Below are 23,405 nucleotides of genomic sequence, written 5' to 3' on the forward strand. Positions count from 1 at the left end.
GTTGCAGGAAGGCGGCAAGAGAGGGAGTCCCGATGAGCTTACTCAGGTAAGTGATTCGGGTGAGTGACAAACCTGCCATGCCATAGGCAGGTTTGAACGCTGCTTGCAGCGGCCCCAACGGGGCGAGGCACACGCAAGTGTGCTGAGTAGCGCAGCCAACGCACCTGAGGCTTGAAGTATTACGGGTATATTATTATTTAAAATAATGCCTGACCTCATTGACGAGGTCAGTCATCTTTCCCGCCAAAATATCACTATTTTTGTTTCCCTAATAAAACTACGTTTCATTTATATTGAAATATTCAACCTATTTGAGATTAATTTGTGATCTGTATCTAGGTAAATAAATTACCGTTGCGTTATTATTGTTCTATATAGGAAACCATAGTTTTATATATAGAACACCATGAATATATTCCAGCAACTCGAACACAGTAAAGCGCCTGCGGCAGTCCGTTTAGTGATGATTGTTGACTATATTGCCAAACGCGACGAAGCCAGTTTCACTGAGATATGTACTGACTTGTCTATCCCCAAAAGCAGCGTACATCATCTATTGGAAGTGCTGGTGGTCACACAGCTATTACGCCAGCGCGCCGACGGGCGTTATGTTTTGGGGTTGAGGCTATTTGAGCTGGGTGGTCTGGTAATAAAGAATATTGACCTGCGTAAAGATACGATTAACTTTATGCATGAGCTGGTCAAAGAGACGGAATTGACCTGCCACCTTGGTATTCTGGACGGCGATAATGGTTTCTTCCTGAGTAAAGTGGAATCGCCCAAAGCTATCGTAAAAACATCCTGGGAAGGTAAGAAAATTATTTTTAACCGTATGTCTCTGGGAAAAGTGCTCGTGGCCTGGCTACCACAGGAAAGAATTGAATCACTGATTGCCAATTGCACCTTTGAGTATTTAACGCCCCGAACAATTACCAATAAAGACGATTTCCTACAACACCTGAAAACCGTCAAAGAGCAGGGCTGGGCAATAGATGACGGTGAAGATATAGAAGAAATTTGCTGTATGGCCGCACCGATTTTTAACCAAAATGGTGAAGTCATCGCCGCTATCGGCGTTAACGGTATGCAATCGCAATATGCTAATGGAAAAAAAGAAAAGCATCTGGCAAGCCTGATTAAAACCAGCAAAGCGATTACCGCTCATATCAACAGTCGGAATATTGATAGTAGATAATATATTTATCGAAAATAACCAGAGTGAATTTTAACTTGTGAATAAAGTCATGCACAAATCAGCGTGACGGACATTTCACGACATAAATACCTGTAAACGCTAATCAAGTGTTACGGGAAGGCCACCTATAACTAAAAATAGGGGAATGGCCATAAATATCAAAACAACGAAGAATATTAATTATCAATTTTATAATGGGGACAACCATCTTCAATAAATAATGAAATCGGGTAATAACCGCTTAGGTTTTATTTACCTCTATTTATTACTTTATATCAATCATCTCTCTGCTTTCACTGAAAGCGGGCTGAATATCTTTTTATTTTTAAATGAGGTCTTTTATGAAAATCAAACAAGCTATTGATAAAATCCCTGGGGGATTAATGCTGGTTCCGCTCTTTTTGGGCGCATTCTGTAATACCTTTACGCCGGGTGCTGGCAAATATTTAGGTTCTTTCAGCAACGGTCTTATTACTGGCACGATCCCGATTCTGGCCGTCTGGTTTTTCTGTATGGGCGCGTCTATTGAGCTTAAAGCGACAGGAACGATGCTGAAAAAATCAGGCGTTCTGGTGGTGACCAAACTCGCTACCGCCTGGGTTGTGGCGCTGATCGCAGGCACGTTCTTACCGGGCGATGGCATCCAAAACGGCTTGCTCGCCGGGATCTCCGTTCTTGCGCTGGTCGCGGCAATGGACATGACTAACGGTGGTCTGTACGCCGCATTGATGAACCAGTACGGTTCGAAAGAGGAAGCGGGTGCCTTCGTGTTGATGTCTCTGGAATCCGGCCCGTTGATGACCATGGTCATTCTGGGTGCCAGCGGTATCGCGACCTTTGAACCTCAGCTATTTGTCGGGGCCGTACTGCCTTTCCTGATTGGTTTTACATTGGGTAACCTGGACCCGGATTTGAGAAAACTGTTCGGCAATTCAGTACAAACGCTGATCCCTTTCTTCGCCTTTGCGTTGGGCAACACCATTAATTTATCGGTGATCCTCCAGACCGGCTTCGCGGGTATCTTCCTCGGCGTATTGGTGATTATTGTTACCGGTATTCCATTAATTCTCGCCGATAAATTTATCGGCGGCGGTAATGGAACCGCTGGCGTGGCCGCATCCAGCAGCGCAGGTGCCGCCGTCGCCACTCCCCTTCTGATCGCGAATATGGCACCAGAGTTCGCGCCAGTCGCTCAACAGGCGACAGCGTTAGTCGCCACCAGCGTCATTGTGACGTCAGTATTGGTGCCCATCATTACGGCATTATGGGCAAAACGCTTTTCACCTAAACACGCATAAAAAGGTAGCAAAATGGACGTAAGACAAAGTGTACACAGTGAGCATGCGAAAACGCTTGATACCACCGAGCTGAGAAAGAAATTTCTCATTGAGAAGATATTTACGCCAAACCACTACACCATGACTTACAGCCACATCGACCGTATTGTGGTGGGCGGGATCATGCCGGTAGATAGTGAAATAACGTTTGATGACGGCATCGGCAAACAATTTGGCGTGAACTATTTTCTTGAACGACGCGAACTGGGGCTGATCAATATCGGCGGCCCGGCAAACATCGTTATTGACGGTACAAGCTATCAGGTTGGCAATGAGGAAGCGCTCTATGTCGGCAAGGGAGCCAAGGCCTTAGCCTTTAGTAGCCTCGACAAGACTAAACCGGCAAAACTGTATTATAACAGCGCACCCGCACATGCCGTTTACCCGACACGCATCATCACACAGGATGACGCGATAAAAGCGCCGTTGGGCGATGTCACGACCTGCAACAAACGGACGATTTGCAAATATCTGGTGCCGGAAGTGGTAGAGACCTGTCAACTGAGCATGGGATTAACGCGCCTGGCAGAAGGCAGCAACTGGAATTCAATGCCAACGCATACCCATGAACGCAGAATGGAGGTTTACTTCTATTTTGACATGGCGGAAGACACCATTATTTTCCACATGATGGGTGAACCGCATGAAACGCGTCATCTGGTGATGCATAACGAACAGGCGGTGATCTCACCGAGTTGGTCGATTCACACTGGCGTCGGCACCAAAAACTACGCCTTTATCTGGGGCATGATCGGCGAAAATCTGACGTTTGACGATATGGATCATATCGCGATGTTGGATTTACGCTAATCCCTTCCGGCGTGATGCCAAGGGAGTAAAAAACGGGGTGGACCATGTTCACCCTGTTTTTTATTTAGCATCAGTAATCCAGTTCTACTGGCACAGGATAATCCTGCAATTTCGCCGCTCCGCCTAACGCTTCACGAATGGTGGCCGAATAGCGCGTGGTTCCTACGCCACCAACAAGATTATCCAGCTCGCTAAAGGCAAAACGTAGCGCCCGGTTATGCGCCCAGTTCTCCAGTGGCGTTAAACGATAAGTGAAATACACCACCGTCAGTTCCTGATTCACGCGGTCGACTTTCTCAATGCGATCCACCTGCATCCTGCCGTAACACAGGTCACCATACTGACGCCAGTTTTTATCCCCTATGGGCGATAAACGGTATACCGTGCTGGTTCCTTCCGGCGTGGCATAGGCCAGACCCGCATCGACCAACGCGTGCAAACGCCCGCTGTTCCAAGGCGCGTCGCCTTTAGGGCTATGCACTGGCCACTGTTTCTCACCCAGACACAAAGGTGACCCTGCATCAAAGAAGTCCTGTACCCGCTGCTGATAATCCCGCTCGCTCAGCTGTGCCAACGCCACGACAGGCAAAAGTAGTCCGACTGCGATTAACATCGACATTTTCATTTTGCTAGCATTGCCTCATCGACTTCCTTGTAGGCCTCATCGACAGATTGGTAGGCATTTTGCGTGACGACACGCTTGCGTTCTGACCATTCATACAACGGCACACCCGGATCGTCCTGCGACGAGTTGAAACCGTAAATCGTCAAAATAACTTTTGCAGGATCAAAGGCGTTTTCCCCTTCCTTCCTTGCCGATACCAGAAAGTAGCGACCGCCAGACAGGAACAGTTGATTATCCTGCACCAGAAAATCAGCAGCGGCGGACAGCCGATAATCAAACCAGGTAAACGTATTACTGTTGGCAACGGGCATAATGCTGTGTCCACCGTCCGGCCGTTGTATAAAGAAAGTCAGCCCGAGATGAGGATGCGAGGTATTGTTGTCAAACTGCGCCACGACAACATAGTCTTGCCCACCGTCCTGATTCAGATCCAGTCGGTTGATGCCGTCTTTCAGCACCACGGGAGACAGTGCAGCGGCAGCGCTGCTGATGGCGCAGAGCACCACCCCACCAACGAATTTATTTATCACCACGCGTCCTTACCAATCGAAAACCGATGTCCGGCATGAAAAAACCGGGCGTATGCAGATCGCAGCTTGCCAGACTATGCACCTGTTCCAGATAGCTTCCGCCGCAAAAGTAGAACATCGTTTTGCCGCCCTCTACCGCATAGGGCTCATTCAACCACTCAGAGACATTGCCACTCATGTCGTACAGACCCAGTGAATTGGGGCGCTTCGATGCCACTGGCACCGTTCCAAACAACTGCGTGTCCGAGGGAAAATGCGCCACGCGATCCGGCTGTTCGCTGCCTGCATAGCGAGAGCCGTAAGTGGCATCCGCAAGTCCCTTCTTGCCGCCTCTGGCCGCCATTTGCCATTCCGCTAACGTCGGCAAGCGGTAACCTGATGCCTGCGGATTCTCACGCATCAGCTTGTCGTTATCGTCTTCTGGAGCACGCTTCAGCGTCTTACCGTCAATAGTGAGGTAACGAGGTTGCAGTTGCTGCCGTTCGCTGAGTGCATTGGCAAAAATCACCGCATCCCACCATGAAACATTGGTCACAGGGTGTTGCCCACTATCCTGCTCAGGTGGCAAGCAATCTTCAAACGTCGCGCCATTGCAGCCACCACTAAGCTGATAACCGTGTGCGTCCGCCCAATCTTGCAGCGCATGGTACTGCTGATAGGTGATTTCTGTTTGCGTCATGGAAAAAGAGGTAATCGACGTGTTGGCATGAGCCGCATAGTCTTCTGGGCCAAAGACAGAACCCACGTAAAAATTGCCGCCGTCGACGTTAATTTCTGTTACCACGTTCACCTTAGCGTCCATAACGGGTAGCGCTGCGGCATGCGATAGCATTAAACACAGCCCTGAAAAGATAAAACCGTTCTTTAACATAACAATCCGTGTTAACCGTACTGAGGAGGGAACATCATTTATTTATTCGCCGCCGAAGTATATGCCTCTGCCTACGGTTTGAGCTAGCCATAGAATAGACTTTTCATCGTCTTAGCGGTTCAAGTGGGGGTCTATAGGTGGGATAAAAAACAGCATCGGGTGCCAAAACAACGCGCCCGATGCCAACACAGCTTAGCTCAGCGAATGAGTCGACGCGCTTACTCCCCTCGAAGCGCCGTTGCGGGAGACTGCCGATAAGACAGCATAGCCGGGATCGTGAGGACGACAGCGGCAACCAGCAACAGGAGCAGGACGAAGTGGATATCTTCCCATTCCAACGTCACTGGCAGCACAAAGCCGCTTTTTTCGCTCATGACTACCGCAATCGCACGTGCCGCAAGGTAACCAAGGCCGACACCCAGCAACACGCCGACGCCCACTAGCGACATCAGCCCGCTCCAGATCAGCGTAAAAATGCCATAGCGCGGTGCGCCAAACGCGCGCAGTGCACCGATCTGTTTCTGCCGTTGCCGCAGGTGGATAACCGCCACCATCGCCACGGCCACCCCCACTAATCCCTGTGTCCCCAGCGAGATATAGGTCAGCAGTTCGCGGATATCACCCAACATCGAGTACAGCTTCACCAGCACTTCACCGGGGAACACCGCCAGCGTCGTGTTGCTGCGATACAGCGAACGCAGTTGATAAGCCCCTGCAATTGTTTTTGGTTTCACAACAATCGCAGGCAGCCCCGCCTGATGCTTGTGCTCTTGTGCTCCCACATCGTGATGATCGTCGTCATGTGCTGCCGTAGCTGGGTGGTCACGGCTGCCCGTTCCTTCCGCAGAATGGGCTTCGTCGTGATGTTCATCAGCATGCTGCTCATCTTCCGTGTGCGCAGCGTCATCATGCCCATGCTCACCTTCATGCTCATGTGCGCCATGATCGCTATGGTCGTGGTCATCGTGGTGTGCATCGTCCGCATCATGCGGTGGATGGATTCCATGTACCCGCCATACTGCGTTCACCGGAACCAGAATCGCGTTATCCCATGCGCTGCCGTCCGCAGGCAACACACCAACCACGGTGTAGGTGACATCATCGTGCGCGTGCGCGCCTTCCGTTCCTACTTGACCGTGGATAGGGCTAAATTTACTCCCCACCGTCAGCCCGGTTTGCGCGCCGACTACAGCTTCAAAACCGTCGTTGAACAGGCGTCCGGCGGTGAGCTGTCGCTTGCCGTTATCCGTCACCAACGGCGGCGTGGTGCCGATAATCGGCATCCCTTGATAAAAATCACCAAACGCGACCGGGGCCGCCCACGCCACCAGCGGATTCTTCTCCAGGTCGGTTAGCACCTGTGCGGGAATCAACGTCAGCGCGGAGGGTTGCAAAAACACGGATGACAGCACAAGCTGTGTTTCGCTTCCCGGCGCACCGATCACTAAATCAAAACGATCGGCAGCCTTGGCGCTGCCCATCCGTAATGCTCTTTCCTGCAAACTCACCGAAATACTTAGTGCTGTCGCCACTGCGATCAGCAACACCACGACCAGCACACCCGGCCAGAGCCGACGCCAGTCGACCCAGATAAGACGCCATGGAATCATGCACGATCCTCCTGATAGGGCTTGTCCGCCACAAGGCGTCCTTTTTCCAGTTGAATACAGCGCGACATCTGGGAAGCCAGACGCGCATCGTGCGTAATGGCAATAAGCGTTGCGCGGCTCTCGCGCGCCAGCGTCACCAGCAGGTCAGCAATCTGCTCACCGCTCTGTGCATCTAAACTCGCCGTCGGTTCATCGGCAACGATGATATCTGGCTTGCTAAGTAAGGCTCTTGCTACCGCAACCCGCTGCTTCTCGCCGCGTGATAGCACTTCGACCGGGCGTTTCCCCGTGTCCAGCCCAACCTGTGCCAGCAACTCTACCGCTCGCTGCCTGAGCGACGCCGGTATCCGCCAGTGGTGAAACTGTGCGGGCAGCAAGACGTTTTCTATCGCATTCAGACCGGGGAAAAGGTGAAAGTCCTGCATCACCAGCCCGATGTGCTGCGCTCGCCAGCGGTCACGTTCCGCTTCGTTCAACTGCCAGATGTCCTGCTTTTCCCACTGCACCTGACCTGTTCCACTGTGATCCATGCCGGTGATGGCATTCACCAACGTCGTTTTACCGGAGCCAGAAGGCCCCATCACCGCCACGCGTTCGCCGGAACGAATCGACAGCGCAGGAATATCCAGCACGGCCTCTGATGTATCAGGGAAGGTCACACTCAGGTGTTGAATCAATAGCTCAGCCATCAGCGCTCCTAAAGGGTATCGAACGTAGCTTCACGCAGTCGCAGCAGGCTGACAAAACCCGTTTCGGGATCGGTCCACGATCCGTGCTCCAACACACCTTCTACTTCAATCATGGTGTTGTTCTGTACGAAGGTCTGACGTTTGGCGAGATAGACCACAACGATATCTTCGGGCCAATCCGCATCAGACGAACAGAAGGGGCACAGCGCCATCGGCATTTTAGTTAAAACAAAGAATTGTGACTCCGCCTTGAGCGGCGGTGCCATGAAGCCGCGCATCGTTACCCGTTTGCCGGAAAGTGCTTTGACCTCATTGGAGAATTCAAGACCCAGCACGCCGTAAGAGGCATACAGCTTATCGAAGGAGAGTTCAGACTGCGCGGCATTCACGGGTGCGATGCCACCAAGGAGCAGCAACACCAACACCGCACGCAGCCAGGAGAATAAAAGCGGGGTTGCCCCCGCTTTGCTGCATTTCGCATTATTCATAGCGTCGTAGGATTACTTTTTGTCTTGCGGTTTTACCGCCAGTGCATCGACAATCACGCGGAACAGATCGGTGTTTTCCATGTAGCCACGGATACGTTCTGCACCTGGGCCACTCGCCTGAATCACCATATCGTCAACGGCATGAACACCTGTGTCAGAAGAGCGTGGCAGAATCCCTTCACGGAATACCGCACCCGGTACTTTCTCGTAGGCTTTGTTGGCAACGTACTCATCTTTTTCGTTCTTGATAGCAGGCACGAACTGACCATCCAGCTTCGGACGGAACGTTTCGTAATAGTCTGGGTAGTTGTTGAAGAACACCGCCAGACGTTTCGAGACGTTCAGGTCATCCGGGTAGCCGTCTTTGTTGGCATCTTTATAGTTCGGATAGCCTGCGTCTTCATACACGCCAACTTTCTCACGCATCTCGGTGCCTGGTTTGCTGTCATCGACCGTACCGATGATAGACAGGCCGTGCGTATGGTCACCCGTTACGATGATCATCGTATCTGGGTTCTTCTCCACGAACTTCTTGGCGATCGCGACAGACTGATCCAGCATGATGGTGTTCGTAAACGCACGTTCCCAATCCAGCGGGTGAGAGGCTTTGTCGATCAGCGCGGATTCCACCATCAGGAAGAAGCCATCTTGGTTTTTGGACAGCACATCCAGCGCCGCCTGCGTCATTTCAGTCAGGTCAGGCTGATTAGGGAATTTCTTGGCCACGTCATTTTTCAGGAAACGACGATCCATCACGCCGTCCATATTACCGGTGTGGAACAGTCCCAGCAGCTTGGTGGCCTGTGAAGCGTTTTTCTTCAGAGAATCCGCATCGGTAACCAGTGAGTAACCCGCCTGCTGGAATTTCTCAACGTAGTTGGTTTCGTCTTTACGTTTTGATCCCGGTGTGCTTTTCGGCAGGAAGTAGGCTGAACCGCCGCCCAGCATGACTGTCGGCTGCACGTTGTAGAACATCTCGACGATTTCAGCTTTATCCGCACGGCGGCGAGTGTGGGAAACCACAGCGGCTGGCGTCGCATCCTGAAGTTCAGCATCACTGACTACGCCAACAGACATTTTGGTAGAACGGGTCAGCAGTTCACCCAGCGTTTCCTGCTTCGGGTGATCCAGTGAGTTTTTGCTACGGCTGACGTACACGCCCAGCGCATTCACACCGGATTTGTGACCGGTCATGTAAGCACTCATGGTATTGGCGCTGTCGGCTGCGATGGAGTCCGTACTGGAAGTACCGCCAAACGCCATATATTGCAGGTCATCAATCGCCAGACGACCGTCCGCTTTCCCTTCCGTCACCCCTTTAGACAGGATGCGCGCGCCGGTGCGGTGTGCGACGGACAGGCCATCGCCGATGAACAGAATCACGTTTTTGGCTTTACGCGGGCCAGACGCCGAATACACGTCCCAGTTCACCTGCGTTTTCTTGCCTTTGGCTTCCGCTTCTACCACATACTTGCCTGCTTCAGGCAGGTTCACGTCTCGCAGCCAGATCGTGGAAGCATTGCCGCCATCTTCACGTTCAACAAATGAGGCCGTTTTACCCAGCACCTGCTGGTAATCTTTGCCGTTGATCAGAATGCGAATATCTTCTGGCTTGAGTACTTCATCAAACTCGACTTTAAAATCGAATTTTCCGCCTGCCAGCATCGTGGCGCGGTCAATGGGATAAATGGCCTGAGCCTGCACCATTCCTGGCAGCGCAGCAGAAATCAGTAAAGGCAGTAACCAGCGAGCTTTCATTGTTATGTCCTTGGTTGCGTAGTTTAGCAGGACATAACGTAGTTACCTTTTTTTACAGTTTGATGAATTTCACCATAAATTATTGCATCTACATCTATTTTCAATAACAAATACAATCTGTCTTTTACGTTTTAAATGCATTCTCCTGACGCCATTTTCCGGGTGTCAGCCCCAGATGCAGCCTGAAAATACGGTTCAGGTGGCTGGGATCGGAAAAACCGGTATCTGTCGCAATTTGCGACAAGGTACGAGCAGTACGTGACATCAACCAGCAAGCCTGAGCGATCTTCATGTCCATGTATGCCTGCTGGATGGTGCGGCCGATACTCTTTTGCAACGACCTATCCAGCTGTCTACGCGATAGGCCGCTGCGCTGAGCAATATCCTCAGAACTAAGCCTGCTTGCCAGACTCTGACGCATGATAATTAGCGCCCGCCGTACCGACATCGGCATACCTTCAAGCTCAGGGCTGTTCCATGTCAGGTGAGACGGTGGCACAAATCCCCCGACTAACATGTCTGACAACCCCTTGATAGCCCTTTCCCTGCCCAGTTTTTTTTCCAGAAGAAAGGCCGCCAGCTCGATGGTGGCACTGCCTCCGGGGCAGGAATAGACGTGCCCTTCCTCCATGACGTTCTTGTCTGTAACAGGAGTAATCGACGGAAACAGCGCTTTAAATTCACCAAAATGACGCCAGTGAACAAGAATACGCTTGCCGGAAAGCCCCGTATCAGCGAGAAGAAAGGCGGCGTTATCGACACTCACAAGCGGGATCTTACTGCGCCGGAGGTGCCGCAGTAAGGGGAGATAAGAGGCGGTATCAGACACTATTTTGGCCGGTACATTCCCACCAAAGATAACGAAATAATCGCAGTTTCCCGCATGGATTTGCCGCGTTGAAACCGCCTGATCCGGTACGAGTACGGCGCCACAGCTTGCTGTCACAGGGTGGTTATCCAACGCAGTCAGCGTCCAGGAACAGGTCAACTGACGGCTGTAGTCCTCCTCATCGCTGGAGAACCGCAGCTTGTCAAGAAACCCGCCGACCGACAAAAGAGAAAACCCCGGCATCAGCAGCAGAACAAATTTTACCTGGGGATTGACCATGTTACGCCTGCTCAAAAAACGGATCGCGACAACGCAATCCAGACAGAGATAACCCTATTTTACCCCTCAACGGGGAAAGCGTCTTTCTCAGAACCAGACCCGCCGTTTACTGCATAAACAACACCAGACCGCCAATCATCATAAAGATGACACCGCAGACCATGCTGAAGGCTTTTCCATGTACCGCGAGATAAGATCGGAACCGTCCCGCTGTAAGATTGATAGCCAGTTCAACCAAAAACTCCACGGCAGCAAAGGTGGCGACCATCACGACAAATTGCAGCAAGGAGTCTTTTGTCGGATCGATAAACTGAGAGAGAAACGCCCCGAAAAATAAGAAGACTTTCGGGTTAGCCCCTGCCGACGCGGCACCCTGAGTAAAAAGAGATAACCGATTTATCGATGCCGCCAATGGCGCAGACTCACCGATATTCAGCGTCCTTAACCGCCATTGCCTGAAACCCAGCCAGATAAGATACATGCCGCCAGCAAATTTTATGTAAGTCAGAAAAGAAGGGTACATGTTAAGCAACACATCAATGCCAAACAGGGACACCGTCATCAGCAGTGCGAAGGCCAGTATTCCGCCCAAAATGGTATACAGGGTGATAGCAGGCCCGAACCGGATACTGTGCGTGATGACCAGTAACGCATTCGGCCCAGGGGTCAGAGCAAGGCCGCAACAGGCAAGCGCGAAGTAAAACCATACATGCATATCCATAACATCTCCTCTTTTACAGAGGTATTAGAGCGAACTGTTCAGCGTGAATAAATGAACAGTTCGGACTAAATATTGTTATTTATGGACACCTAGTCAGTCGCCATTCGGCTAAGTTCATCAAGCTTTCGGCAATGCTACCTGCACTCTATTCCGAGATCTTATCTCTCAGCGGGAAACGACGCCGCACGACGACAAAGAACAGCGGCACGAAGAAGATGGCGAGGAAGGTGGCCGCCAGCATACCGCCGATCACGCCTGTTCCCACCGCATGCTGGCTGGCCGAGCCCGCACCGCTGCTGGTCGCCATCGGCAGGACACCGAAGATAAATGCCAGCGACGTCATCAAGATTGGCCGCAACCGCTGGCGCGAAGCCTCCAGCGTGGCCTCAACCAAATCTTTCCCTTTCTGGTTCATCTCGTTGGCGAATTCCACAATCAGAATGGCGTTCTTCGCCGATAGCCCGACTACCGTCAGTAGCCCAACCTGAAAGTAGACATCGTTTTCCAGACCGCGCGCCCAGGTCGCTACCAGCGCCCCCAACACGCCCATCGGCACCACCAGCATGACGGAGAACGGCACTGTCCAGCTTTCATACAGCGCGGCCAGACACAGAAACACCACCAGTAGCGAAACGGCATACAGCGCCGGTGCTTGCGCCCCGCTCAGTCGCTCCTGTAAGGACATGCCCGTCCACTCCAACCCAAACCCTTCCGGCAGCTTCGCCACCAGCGATTCCATGATCGTCATCGCCGTGCCGGTACTGACACCCGGCATCGCCTCGCCGACAATTTCCAGCGACGAATAGCCGTTGTAACGCTCAAGACGCGGCGAACCGGTTTCCCAGACGGTTTGTGCAAACGCGCTAAACGGCACCATGCCACCGCTGTTATTGCGAACATACCATTTGCTGATGTCGTCCGGCAGCATACGGAACTTCGCCGCCGCCTGAACGTAGACTTTCTTCACCCGACCACGATCAAGGAAATCATTGACATAGGTCGACCCCCAGCCCGTTTTCAGCGTGCTGTTAATGTCATCCACCGAGACCCCCAGCGCCTGTGCTTTGCGCTGATCGATATGAATCCGCAGTTGCGAGCTGTCATCCAGCCCGTTGTGGCGCACGCGCGTCAGTTCGCGGTTGCTGTCAGCCATGTTCAGCAGTCGATCCCGCGCTTCCATCAGCGCATCGTGCCCCAATCCACCGCGATCCTGTAACCGCATAGCGAAGCCCGCAGCGCTACCCAAGCCGTTAATTGACGGCGGGCTGCTGGCGAACACGCGCGCTTCCTTGATATCGCGAAAGGCTTTGGTCGCGCGTTCGATCACGGCAAACGAGCTGCTCTCCGGCATGGTGCGCTCATCCCAGTCTTTAAGACGCACAAACAGCCGCGCCACGTTCTGTCCGTTACCGCCCGGCCCAGAGCCAATGGTGGAAAACACGGACGTCACGGTGTCTTTTTCCTGCGTGAGGTAATACTGCTCGATCTTGTTGACCACCTGTAAGGTCTGCTGCTGCGTCGAACCCGGTGGAAGTTGCACTTGTGTCGTGAACACCCCCCGATCTTCCTGCGGCAGAAACGAGGTCGGCAGCCGGAAAAACAGGAAGGCCATAATCCCGATAATGCCCATATAAAGCAGCAGCCAGCGTCCGCTACTGACCAATATTTTGCCGACGCCGCGCTCATACTTCAGCGACGTGCGGGTAAAGCTGCGGTTGAACCAGCCGAAAAACCCTTTACGACCGTGGTGTTGGCCTTTAGCGAGCGGCTTGAGCAGCGTCGCACACAGTGCAGGCGTCAGGATCATCGCCACCAGCACCGACAGAATCATTGACGTCACAATCGTGATGGAGAACTGACGATAAATCGCCCCCGTGGTGCCGCCAAAGAAGGCCATCGGTACAAATACGGCGGACAGCACCAGCGCAATCCCGACCAGCGCCCCTTGCACCTGCCCCATCGATTTTCGCGTCGCGTCGCGTGGCGAGAGCCCCTCTTCGCTCATCACCCGTTCCACGTTTTCCACCACCACAATGGCATCATCCACCAGCAGGCCAATCGCCAGCACCATCGCGAACATCGTCAGCGTATTCAGGCTAAAACCGAAGGCATACAGCACGGCAAACGTACCGAGCAACACCACCGGCACGGCAATCGTAGGAATCAGGGTGGCACGGAAATTCTGTAAGAACAGGTACATCACCAGAAAGACCAGCAGCACCGCTTCAAACAGAGTTTTCACCACATCGGTGATAGAGGCTTTAACGAAAGGGGATGTCTCGAAGGCGATTTTGGCTTCCAGACCGTGTGGGAAGTACTGCGACAGCTCCTCGATACGTTCTCTGACGCGTTTATCGGTTTCCAGCTCATTCGCGCCAGACGCCAGTTTTACGCCCAGACCAGAGGCGGCCTGACCGTTAAAACGGCTGAGAAAATCGTAGCGTTCAGAACCCAGTTCCACTTCCGCAACATTAGCCAACGTCACCGCAGAGCCATCTTGATTGACGCGCAGCGTGATATCACGGAACTGCTGTGGCGTTTGCAGCAGTGACTGCGCGTTGATCGTGGCGTTAAGCGCCTGATTATCCACCGACGGCACGCCGCCGACTTGCCCTACCGAGACCTGACTGTTCTGCGATTCGATAGCCCGCACCACGTCGCTGGTCGTCAGCGCATAATCCATCAGTTTGGCCGGGTCTAACCAGATGCGCATCGCATATTGTGACCCATAGGAATCGACCTCGCCCACCCCGCTAATGCGGCTGATCGGCTCCTGAATATTCGTCGCAACATAATCGGCGATATCCTGTTTGTCCATGCTGCCATCGGTAGAGACAAACGCGACCATCAGGATATTGGTATCGCCCGTTTTACTTACGGTAACCCCCTGTTGCTGCACATCCTGCGGCAGCTTACGGGTAGCGGATTGCAGCTGGTTTTGCACCTGCTGACGCGCTTCATCGGGGTCAGTACCTGCTTCAAAGGTCAGCATAATACGGGACTGCCCGGTATTGCTGCTGTCCGAGGACATGTACATCAGGTTATCCAGCCCAGTCATGCTTTGCTCGATAACCTGTGTGACGGTATTTTCCAACGTCTGTGCCGATGCACCGGGGTAGTTAGCTGTGATCCTTACGCTGGGCGGTGCCAGATCGGGATACTGTTCTAGCGGTAATGATTTGATCGCCAACATACCGCACAGGCTGAGAAGGATAGCCAGCACCCACGCAAAAATAGGACGGTCGACAAAAAAATTCGCCATCTCTCCTACACTCCTCAGCCATATTTTGATGTGGCTGCTTCATAAGCAGCCTACTTATTATCAACCGGAATAGATTCACTAACCCCAGAGAAAACCCCTGCATACAGGGTGCCAAATTACCTTAACTGCCAACATCGGTTAAATCGTGGAGAAATTGAGGAGAAAATGTAAATTATCGTCGGCTACGCCTGAGCGAACGCGATTATCTGCTCGGAGAAGGCATCGGGATGCGAGATAAACGGCGCATGTGCGGCCTTTGGAATGACTACCGACGTTGAGTTCGGCCATTGTTGCTCCAACAATCCGGCAACCTTGCGTGGCACCAGCCCGTCTAACGCACCATAGAGCCGTAGGAACGGCACGGCCAAGTCGGCTAACGGCTGGCGTAAATCGGCTTCACGCAGGATTGCCAGCCCACCGTTCAACACCTCGACTGACGGCATCGGCTGTTCCAACACCACGCTTTTCAACAGTCGGGCATCCTGCCGTGCGCTCTCTGTTCCCAGCGTTTGCAGCGCCAGAAATCGCTCAACCGTGCGCTGGAAATCTTCACTGAGCTGCTGCTGAAACCCCTGCAATACGTCCGGTTTGATACCCGGCCAGCCCTCTTGTGCGCTGAAGCAGGGCGACGACGCCACGGTAATCAGCTTGTCCACCCGCGCAGGGGCGCTCAGCGCAATTTGACTGGCAACCAGTCCGCCCAGCGACCACCCCAGCCAGACGGCACGCGCTGGTGCCTGCGCCAGCACGAAGCCCGCCATGTCGCTCAGCGACATCGAACCGAATCCCTGACTCCTGCCATAGCCCGGCAGATCGACCAAATGCAGGCGAAAATGCGGGGCGAGTCGCGCAACTATGCTTTGCCATACCTGCGCATTCAATCCCCAGCCGTGCAGCAACACAAGATCCGTATTTCCTGCACCTTCGCTCTGCCAATACAACGCTGCCATCCGTTATCTTCCTTTCTCAGGGAACCCGTCACGCTTACGTTAGTGCCGATCGTTTAAGCATCGAAATACGCGGGGCGACCACAGGGGTGAGGCATCCCTGTGGGAACCTCCCCCTGTGTTCCCCTAACGACAAGCTTACGTAACCAGCATGACTTCATACTGGCGTGGGGTAAAAGTCTTTCAGGGAAAAACCATATTTAGGGAAAGAATATGTTAACCATCACAGCCCGTTGCTGGCTATGTTTATTGCCGCTTCACCACAGCCAGCAGGGAATTTGTTCGTACTGTCAGCGCCATTTACCCCGTTTGCCCACCTGCTGCCCGCGCTGTGGCTTACCCACAGGCGACATCACACGTCAGTGCGGGCGCTGCCTGCAAAATCCACCGCCCTGGCAATCGATGACCTTTATCAGCGACTACGCACCGCCGTTCAACACGCTACTTAAGCATTTCAAGTTTAATGGTAAAACCGAGCTGGCAGCGGTACTTGCGCGACAGCTGTTATTACGCTGGCAGATGGCCTACCGCGAGCGAAAACTCACCGGGCAGGTTCCGCTATTCCGCCCCGACCGCCTGTTCACCGTTCCCCTGCACCGCAACCGCCAGTGGCGTCGTGGCTTTAACCAGACCGAGTTGCTCGCTCGCCCTCTCGCCCGTTGGCTGAACTGTGCTTACGATCCACGCGAATTGCAGCGCACCCGACGCACGCCGCTACAGCAAACGCTCAGCGCCAGCGCACGGCGGCGAAACCTACGGGGCGCGTTTTCCTGTGATGTCTCGCTGTCTGGGCAACAGGTGATTTTACTGGATGATGTGGTCACAACGGGCAGTACCGCAGCCGAAATCAGCAGGCTATTGTTAGCTCAGGGCGCGGCAGGCGTTCAGGTCTGGTGTTTGTGCCGAACCTTGTAGTCGGGGGGAGGATGGGCGTATTATAACCGATAAGTGCAGTCAACTATCGAGCTTACTATTATGATCCGTATTACCGATGCTGCTCAGGAGCATTTCCTGAAACTGTTGGCAAAACAGGAAGAAGGCACACAGATTCGCGTATTTGTTATCAATCCAGGTACGCCAAACGCCGAGTGCGGCGTCTCGTATTGCCCGCCGGATGCCGTAGAAGCCAGCGATACCGTACTGAAGTTTGAAAAAATTTCCGCTTATGTGGACGAACTCAGCGCACCTTATCTGGAAGACGCTGAAATCGACTTCGTGACCGACCAATTAGGTTCTCAGCTCACGCTGAAAGCGCCGAACGCCAAAATGCGTAAAGTGGATGACAGCGCCCCGCTGATGGAACGCGTGGAGTATGTGCTGCAATCGCAGATCAACCCACAGCTGGCTGGCCACGGCGGCCGCGTGACGCTGATGGAAATTACCGACGATGGTCTGGCGATTCTGCAATTTGGCGGCGGCTGTAACGGCTGTTCTATGGTCGACGTCACGCTGAAAGAAGGGATCGAGAAAGAGCTGCTGGAAAAATTCCCTGATCTGAAAGGCGTGAGAGATCTCACCGAACACCAGCGCGGCGAGCACTCTTACTATTAAGTTTCCTGCGTATCATTTCCCCCTCACTCAAGATCACACTATTGACTGGTTATATGTGATTGAGGGGGAAACGCACTATTCCTTTTAGCTACAACTGCTGAGTAATCGATCCACTGCCTTGAGTGAATAAGACGATTGCCCGTGCTCCATTAACTAATGAGAGTTGCGGTGGGATGTGGCCGATATCCACATCATATAAAACAGGAACAGCCAGATCGCCAAGAGCAGAACGAAGGGCATCCAAATAATTGTGCTGAGTGGGAACACTTACGTTTGGGCCTGCACTCCTGCCTATCAAAATGCCATTTACCTTATTGAACCAGCCATGTAAACGTAAGCTAAATAGCGCGCGTGTTAGCTCACACGGACCCATTTCCACATTTTCAAAGTACAAGATAACGCCATCATCGCTATTTTGTGTTTGAAACAAAGGCAAGTTGCCAAAGGGGGTTCCTGCTAACCGAGAGATGATATCAAGGCACCCTCCGATCAGACGGCCCTGAAAACTGGCAGAAGACGTAACGCCATCAAGATGCTTCCACTTCGTTTGTTGCGTCAGATTAAACCCAACATCTGTTGCTGTACCCCACTGATTTTCATCAGGTTGAAATGCTGTTGAAGCATATTGTGTTATTTCGGTGCCTCTTTCACTTTTTAGCACATCCCATATAGCTTTCGTGGTCGTATCTAGCTCTTTGGCTCCCAAATCCATGAGATTCGGTCCATGCAATGTTGCCCATCCAGAAAGGGTCAGCAATGGAAAATGGAATGTACTTAAATCAGAAAAACCAACAAACCATTTCGGCTTAGTTTGTGCTAATAGGCTGAAATCTACGAGTTCAAGTAATTCCATTGCCAAATCCCCACCCCATGGCGGCATAACAGCCTTCACCTCAGGATCGGTAAGATAACGCATCAGTTCTTTTGCTCGCGAAACGTTATCCGCACTTTTATTTTTATGCTGAGAACGTAAGCAATCCCCTTCCCTAACCCTAAACCCTTCTCTCTGAAGATTTTTTATAGCAAGTTCCAATCGGGGATGTAAATGCTGAGGAACACCAGATGATGGGGCAGTGATAGCGATTAGATCCCCAGGGATTAATTTGGAAGGAAATCGGATGCTCATCTATTAAGTCCTTACCGGCAATATCAATCCATAGCCTACAAGCGAAAAAACCAGCTGATTGAGTTATCAAGCAACTGAAAAGCTGCCTTCATTTGCACTACAGAATCAACTTCAGCAGCCCACTCAGATGGGCTACTCATACCATTATCTACTTTTGCTCTTTTACCGGTACACCGCGGCGCAAATCCACATCCCGAACCAGTCGTTCAAGACAGCGATCGGCGAAGATCGATTCCAGCGGGCGCGTGAGCTTGCGTCGCCAGTTGGGGTATTCACGGTTGGTACCCGGTACATTCACCGGCGTAGCCATATCCAGCCAGTCTTCCAGTTGAAACCCAACCAGTGCACTGGCGCTATCGGCAACATAGCGATGAACACCACGGCTCAGCGGCGCGCCCATTGTCGTCAGCGTCGAGTTGCGGCCAACGCGCTGCGGCAACAGCCCGTAATGGTGTAATGCATTGAGCAGCCCCTGTTTTGCCTTCTCACGTTGCTGCATCTGCTCCTGCAACAACGCCTCTTCCGGGTAAAGCCCCAGTTCTCTCCCCAGCGATAAATCCACAGTTTGCCAGTAGCCGCGCAGCGTCGGGAGGTCGTGGGTAGTGATGGTTGCCATCGCCTGACGCGGGTAATCCTCGGGGGGACGAAAGTGGTTCTCTCCATCCTTTTCAAAGAACAGTACCTTGTAAGAATAGATACCGTAATCATGCAGTTTGCTGACAATTTCCGGCGGCACCGTGCCTAAATCCTCGCCGATAATCAGGCAACGATGACGCTGACTTTCCAGCGCCAGCACCGCCAGCAGATCGTCGACCGGATAATGCACGTAAGCTCCGTTGCCCGCCGACTCTGCCTTCGGTATCCACCACAGGCGCAAGAGCGCCATCACATGATCGATACGCAACGCGCCGCAGTGCGCCATATTGCTGCGCAGTACGTCGATAAAAGGTTGATAGCCCCGAAGCTGCATCATGGTGGGGTTCATCGGCGCAAGCTGCCAGTTTTGCCCCTGTGGCCCAAGCGGATCGGGCGGTGCGCCGATAGAGGCATCAAGGCAATAGAGCTGTCGTTCGTCCCAGGTTTCTGCACCGCCCTGTGCGACGCCGACGGCCAAATCACGATACAAGCCTAACGGCAGGCCAAGCTGCTTACTGTGCGCGTAGCAGTCTGCCAACTGCTCATGCGCTACCCATTGCAGCCAGCTGTAGAACGTAATCTCATCGCTGTTTTCACGGCGGAATGCTTTTACCGTTTCGCTGTGTACATCATGATAGCTGGCAGGCCATTGATGCCAGTCCGCATAATTCTCGCCCTGTTTTTTCAGGTGGGCCTGCAATGCATCAAATGTCGCCTGAAGTTGCAGACTTTGCCCACCGCTGACAACAAACTGACGAAACGCACTAATGCGCGGGTCCAGCGCACTACGGGTAGTAAAATAGCGGTACGCCAGCCGCAGAGCAGCCAGCTTAAGCTGCGTAACCGGTTCATAATCGACCCAGCGCCCCGCCCGCAGCGCTGTGATGGCGCTTTGCGTCTCCTCACGGTGCCACCACGCCTGCGCTTCCCCGCTCTGCTGGAAATCATCAATCCGATTGACATCGATATAAATAATGTTCAGCCAGTGGCGGGACGATGGGCTGTAAGGGCTCGCCGCCTCTGCCAACGCCGGGTACAGCGAATGCAGTGGGTTCAGCCCCACAAAGGCACCGCCGCGGCGGGCAATCTGTTCTACCAGTTGGCGCAGATCGCCAAAATCCCCTACGCCCCAGTTGTTGTGCGAGCGCAAGGTGTAAAGCTGCACGGTCACACCCCACCAGCGTTTTCCCTGCTGTAAAGCTTCAGGTTCATAGCAGCGATGCGGTGCAACAATAATCCGACAACTCCAGCGCTGGTCGGCCTGCGTCAGCGTCAGGTAGTGGTAACCCAGCGGCAGCACGCCCGGCAGAGCCAGCGTTGAACCACCGGTTATCTGCCCTTGAATTTGACCGCCGTTTTCATACATCAGCGTCCAGAAGAATTCACCGTGACCAGCAAGCTCGATGACCGCATCTCGGCCTTGCAAAAAGACACGGACAGGCGGCAGGGGCGCATTGCCGCTATCAGAAACGTCCATCATCGCCTGAATCTGGTTTCTGACTGCGGCAGCAACAATGTGCTCTTTGCCATAGGCATCGGTATAGCTTTCCGCGATGCCGGTTTGCTGGCTTGCCAGTTTATCCACCTTGAACATCCTCTCCTTTTCCTAATGATGCGCTTGCCAAATACGCGTCTGGTAATCATGAATCGCCCTGTCCGAACTGAACATCCCCATTCTGGCGGTATTCAGCACACAGCGGCGCGTCCATTCATCCGGCTCACGATAAAGCGCATCAACACGCTGCTGCACCTCACAATACGGTGCAAAATCGGCCATTAACATATAGGGATCGCCCAGCTTCAACAGGCTATCCAACAGTGGGGCAAACGCGTTTTTATCCCCCTGGCTGAATGCACCACTCGCTAGCTCATTCAGTATTTCGCGTAGCAGAGGCGTCACAGCAAGATAGTCTGACGGTTCGTAACCCTGAGCCTGTAACGCTTTGACCTGCTCTACGGTATGGCCGAAAATGAACAGATTGTCCTCACCGACCTGCTGCGCCATTTCTACATTTGCCCCATCCAACGTGCCAACGGTCAACGCGCCATTCAGCGCGAGTTTCATATTGCCAGTACCAGACGCTTCTTTACCTGCCGTCGAAATCTGCTCAGAGACATCAGCAGCAGGAATCATCCGTTCAGCCAGAGAGACACGATAGTCCGCCGGAAAGATCACCTTTAGGCGATCGTTAACGCGGCGATCCTGATTAATGACCGCAGCGACCCGATTAATGGCATAAATGATATTTTTTGCTAAGACATAACCCGGTGCTGCTTTGGCACCGAACAGAAAGACGTGCGGCACTATATCCAGATGCGGATTGTCACGCAATTGACGATATAGCGCGAGAATATGAAGTAGGTTCAAATGCTGACGTTTGTATTCATGCAATCGCTTAATTTGCACGTCAAACAGCGCCAGTGGATCGACCACAATGTCATACTGTTGGCGGAGATAGCTCGCCAACTGCGTTTTATTATCGGCCTTGATTTGCCGATAACGCTCACGAAAACCGGCATCATCCGCGTAGGGCTCCAGCCCTTGCAACGCAGGCAGATCGTTCACCCACGGCGTAGGCAGCGTGTCGTCGATCAGCGCGGACAGCGCTGGGTTACACTGTTTTAGCCAGCGACGTGGCGTAATGCCGTTGGTGACATTATGGAATTTGGCCGGCCACAGCTGGTGATATTCCGGGAACAGATCTTTCACCACCAGTTCCGAGTGCAGCGCCGCCACGCCGTTGACCGCAAAGCAACTGACGACGCACAGGTTTGCCATGCGAATCTGGCGCTGATGGCGGATGGCGAGCTTCGCCCATCGCTGCAGATCGCCAGGCCATTTCTGCTCAACCTGCACCTTAAACTGCGCATCAATTTGCCGGACAATCGACAGGTGGCGAGGCAGCAAGCGGCCAAACAGCCGTTCGTCCCAGCGCTCAAGCGCTTCCGGCATCAACGTATGATTGGTGTAAGCAAAGGTGCGTCCGGTGATCGACCAGGCGTCGTCCCAGGATAGCTGATGTTCATCCAGCAGCAGCCGCATCAACTCAGGGATCGCCAGCGTCGGATGGGTATCATTAAGCTGGATGACTTCATAATCGGGCAGCGCAGACAGCGCACGCCCCGCGCTAAGATGGCGACGCAGGATGTCAGCTACCGAACAGGCACAGTGGAAATACTGCTGCATCAGACGCAGACGTTTGCCAGCCGCATGATTATCGTTAGGGTATAGCACGCTGGTCAGACTGGCAGCGGAAATACCCGCCTGCGCCGCGCGCAAATAGTGGCCTTCATTGAATAAGGTTAAATCAAACGGATCGCGATGCGTCGCACGCCACAAACGCAGCGGCTGCGCAGCGCCGTTATGATAGCCAATCACCGGCAGGTCACAGGCTTCACCTCTGAAAACGGTATCTGGCAACCAGCGCAGGCTGCCATCGGTCTGGGGTTGCAGACGTCCGCCGAACCCAACCTCTACCGCCAGCTCAGCACGCGGTAAAAGCCATGGATAGGTATCACGCTGCCAGTCATCAGCCGTTTCCTGTTGCTGCTCTTGCGCGAAATGCTGACGAAATAGGCCATACTGGTAATTGAGGCCGTAACCCGTTGCAGGCTGCCCCACCGTCGCCATCGAGTCCAGAAAGCAAGATGCCAGCCGGCCTAATCCGCCGTTGCCTAAACCCGGATCGGTTTCCTGCTCCAGCACATCGCTCAGGTTCAGCCCCTGCTCTGCCAGTACGTCGGCTACGGCATCATACCATCCCAGATTCAGCAGGTTGTTGCCCGTCAAACGACCGGGCAGAAACTCCATCGATAGGTAGTTCACATGGCGCTGAGGCGTTGGGTCAGGGGAAGAGGTTGGCGACGCAGGATGCATCAGCAGCTGTTCCGCTAGCGCAAGACTGACGGCACGCCAGCACTGCACCGGCGTCATCGCCTTCAGGGAAGCGACGCCACCGAGCCGCTGTTGGCGAAGCAGCGCAGCGGCAAATTGTACTGCATCAAAGGCGATAGCAGAGTGATTGGAAGACGCTGGCTGAGTCAAAAAATCTGACTTTTTTACAGCGACTGAACGCGTTAAAGAACCTGACTTTTCTGAAGAACCCGGCTTTTTTGCAGAATCTGACATCGTGCCTCCTCC

Annotated in this window: 19 protein-coding genes; 5 read left to right on the forward strand and 14 right to left on the reverse strand. The window is 53.1% G+C overall.

All coding sequences use genetic code 11. From position 1 onward, the window contains the following. Window positions 1–406: 406 nt before the first annotated feature. The 3 genes from EDI29_RS16730 (at window position 407) to kduI (ending at window position 3,342) form a co-directional block, all read left to right on the forward strand. Window positions 407–1,195, forward strand: a complete 789-nt coding sequence (locus tag EDI29_RS16730) for an IclR family transcriptional regulator (protein WP_137741787.1) — start codon at window positions 407–409, stop codon at window positions 1,193–1,195. A 341-nt stretch (window positions 1,196–1,536) separates the two neighbouring features. Next, on the forward strand, window positions 1,537–2,493 hold the full coding sequence (kdgT, locus tag EDI29_RS16735) for a 2-keto-3-deoxygluconate transporter (protein ID WP_129708579.1): 957 nt from the start codon (window positions 1,537–1,539) through the stop codon (window positions 2,491–2,493). A 12-nt stretch (window positions 2,494–2,505) separates the two neighbouring features. Then, window positions 2,506–3,342: a 5-dehydro-4-deoxy-D-glucuronate isomerase gene (gene kduI, locus EDI29_RS16740; protein WP_137741788.1), complete on the forward strand. Its 837-nt coding sequence runs from the start codon at window positions 2,506–2,508 to the stop codon at window positions 3,340–3,342. A gap of 70 nt (window positions 3,343–3,412) precedes the next feature. Here the strand turns inward: kduI and EDI29_RS16745 are convergent, their stop codons facing one another. The 11 genes from EDI29_RS16745 to bioH all read right to left on the reverse strand — a co-directional run bounded on the left by EDI29_RS16745 (window position 3,413) and on the right by bioH (window position 15,954). Beyond that, window positions 3,413–3,955 carry a carbapenem biosynthesis protein CpmH gene (locus EDI29_RS16745; RefSeq protein WP_241664956.1) on the reverse strand — a complete coding sequence of 181 codons (543 nt, stop codon included), beginning with the start codon at window positions 3,953–3,955 and terminating at the stop codon, window positions 3,413–3,415. Window positions 3,956–3,963: 8 nt separating this feature from the next. Then, on the reverse strand, window positions 3,964–4,497 hold the full coding sequence (locus EDI29_RS16750) for a carbapenem self-resistance protein CarG family protein (RefSeq protein ID WP_107168920.1): 534 nt from the start codon (window positions 4,495–4,497) through the stop codon (window positions 3,964–3,966). Then, window positions 4,487–5,368, reverse strand: a complete 882-nt coding sequence (locus EDI29_RS16755; RefSeq protein ID WP_137741790.1) for an SUMF1/EgtB/PvdO family nonheme iron enzyme — start codon at window positions 5,366–5,368, stop codon at window positions 4,487–4,489. Before EDI29_RS16755 ends, EDI29_RS16750 begins: the two co-directional genes overlap by 11 nt. 218 nt (window positions 5,369–5,586) lie before the next feature. Further along, window positions 5,587–6,978 carry an FtsX-like permease family protein gene (locus EDI29_RS16760; protein ID WP_137741791.1) on the reverse strand — a complete coding sequence of 464 codons (1,392 nt, stop codon included), beginning with the start codon at window positions 6,976–6,978 and terminating at the stop codon, window positions 5,587–5,589. Then, window positions 6,975–7,667, reverse strand: a complete 693-nt coding sequence (locus tag EDI29_RS16765; protein ID WP_137741792.1) for an ABC transporter ATP-binding protein — start codon at window positions 7,665–7,667, stop codon at window positions 6,975–6,977. Before EDI29_RS16765 ends, EDI29_RS16760 begins: the two co-directional genes overlap by 4 nt. Before the next feature lie 8 nt (window positions 7,668–7,675). Next, window positions 7,676–8,155, reverse strand: a complete 480-nt coding sequence (locus EDI29_RS16770) for a hypothetical protein (protein WP_137741793.1) — start codon at window positions 8,153–8,155, stop codon at window positions 7,676–7,678. Between the two features lie 12 nt (window positions 8,156–8,167). Then, window positions 8,168–9,913 carry an alkaline phosphatase gene (locus EDI29_RS16775; RefSeq protein ID WP_137741794.1) on the reverse strand — a complete coding sequence of 582 codons (1,746 nt, stop codon included), beginning with the start codon at window positions 9,911–9,913 and terminating at the stop codon, window positions 8,168–8,170. Window positions 9,914–10,037: 124 nt separating this feature from the next. Beyond that, the gene (locus tag EDI29_RS16780) at window positions 10,038–11,021 is read right to left on the reverse strand and encodes a GlxA family transcriptional regulator (protein WP_137741795.1); all 984 of its coding nucleotides are present in this window, start codon (window positions 11,019–11,021) and stop codon (window positions 10,038–10,040) included. Window positions 11,022–11,127: 106 nt separating this feature from the next. Further along, entirely contained in the window at window positions 11,128–11,742 is a 615-nt protein-coding gene (locus EDI29_RS16785) for a LysE family translocator (RefSeq protein ID WP_137741796.1), read from the reverse strand. 145 nt (window positions 11,743–11,887) lie between these two features. Then, window positions 11,888–15,004 (reverse strand): multidrug efflux RND transporter permease AcrD, encoded by a 3,117-nt coding sequence (acrD, locus tag EDI29_RS16790; protein WP_137741797.1) that lies wholly within the window; start codon window positions 15,002–15,004, stop codon window positions 11,888–11,890. 182 nt (window positions 15,005–15,186) lie between these two features. Next, window positions 15,187–15,954, reverse strand: a complete 768-nt coding sequence (bioH, locus tag EDI29_RS16795; RefSeq protein ID WP_137741798.1) for a pimeloyl-ACP methyl ester esterase BioH — start codon at window positions 15,952–15,954, stop codon at window positions 15,187–15,189. A 210-nt stretch (window positions 15,955–16,164) separates the two neighbouring features. Here bioH and gntX point away from each other — a divergent pair, with 210 nt between their 5' ends. Beyond that, the gene (gntX, locus tag EDI29_RS16800; protein WP_137741799.1) at window positions 16,165–16,866 is read left to right on the forward strand and encodes a DNA utilization protein GntX; all 702 of its coding nucleotides are present in this window, start codon (window positions 16,165–16,167) and stop codon (window positions 16,864–16,866) included. Window positions 16,867–16,926: 60 nt separating this feature from the next. Further along, window positions 16,927–17,502 (forward strand): Fe-S biogenesis protein NfuA, encoded by a 576-nt coding sequence (nfuA, locus tag EDI29_RS16805; RefSeq protein ID WP_039345583.1) that lies wholly within the window; start codon window positions 16,927–16,929, stop codon window positions 17,500–17,502. 88 nt (window positions 17,503–17,590) lie between these two features. Here nfuA and EDI29_RS16810 read toward each other — a convergent pair whose 3' ends face one another. The 3 genes from EDI29_RS16810 to malP form a co-directional block, all read right to left on the reverse strand. Beyond that, on the reverse strand, window positions 17,591–18,628 hold the full coding sequence (locus tag EDI29_RS16810; RefSeq protein ID WP_137741800.1) for a S66 family peptidase: 1,038 nt from the start codon (window positions 18,626–18,628) through the stop codon (window positions 17,591–17,593). Window positions 18,629–18,776: 148 nt separating this feature from the next. Continuing rightward, a complete protein-coding gene (gene malQ, locus EDI29_RS16815; RefSeq protein ID WP_137741801.1) occupies window positions 18,777–20,858 on the reverse strand; it encodes a 4-alpha-glucanotransferase in 2,082 nt (693 codons plus the stop codon). A gap of 12 nt (window positions 20,859–20,870) precedes the next feature. Beyond that, entirely contained in the window at window positions 20,871–23,393 is a 2,523-nt protein-coding gene (gene malP, locus EDI29_RS16820; protein WP_137741802.1) for a maltodextrin phosphorylase, read from the reverse strand. Between the last annotated feature and the right edge of the window lie 12 nt (window positions 23,394–23,405).

The sequence above is a fragment of the Pectobacterium polonicum genome (genome assembly GCF_005497185.1).
GTDB lineage: Bacteria > Pseudomonadota > Gammaproteobacteria > Enterobacterales > Enterobacteriaceae > Pectobacterium > Pectobacterium polonicum.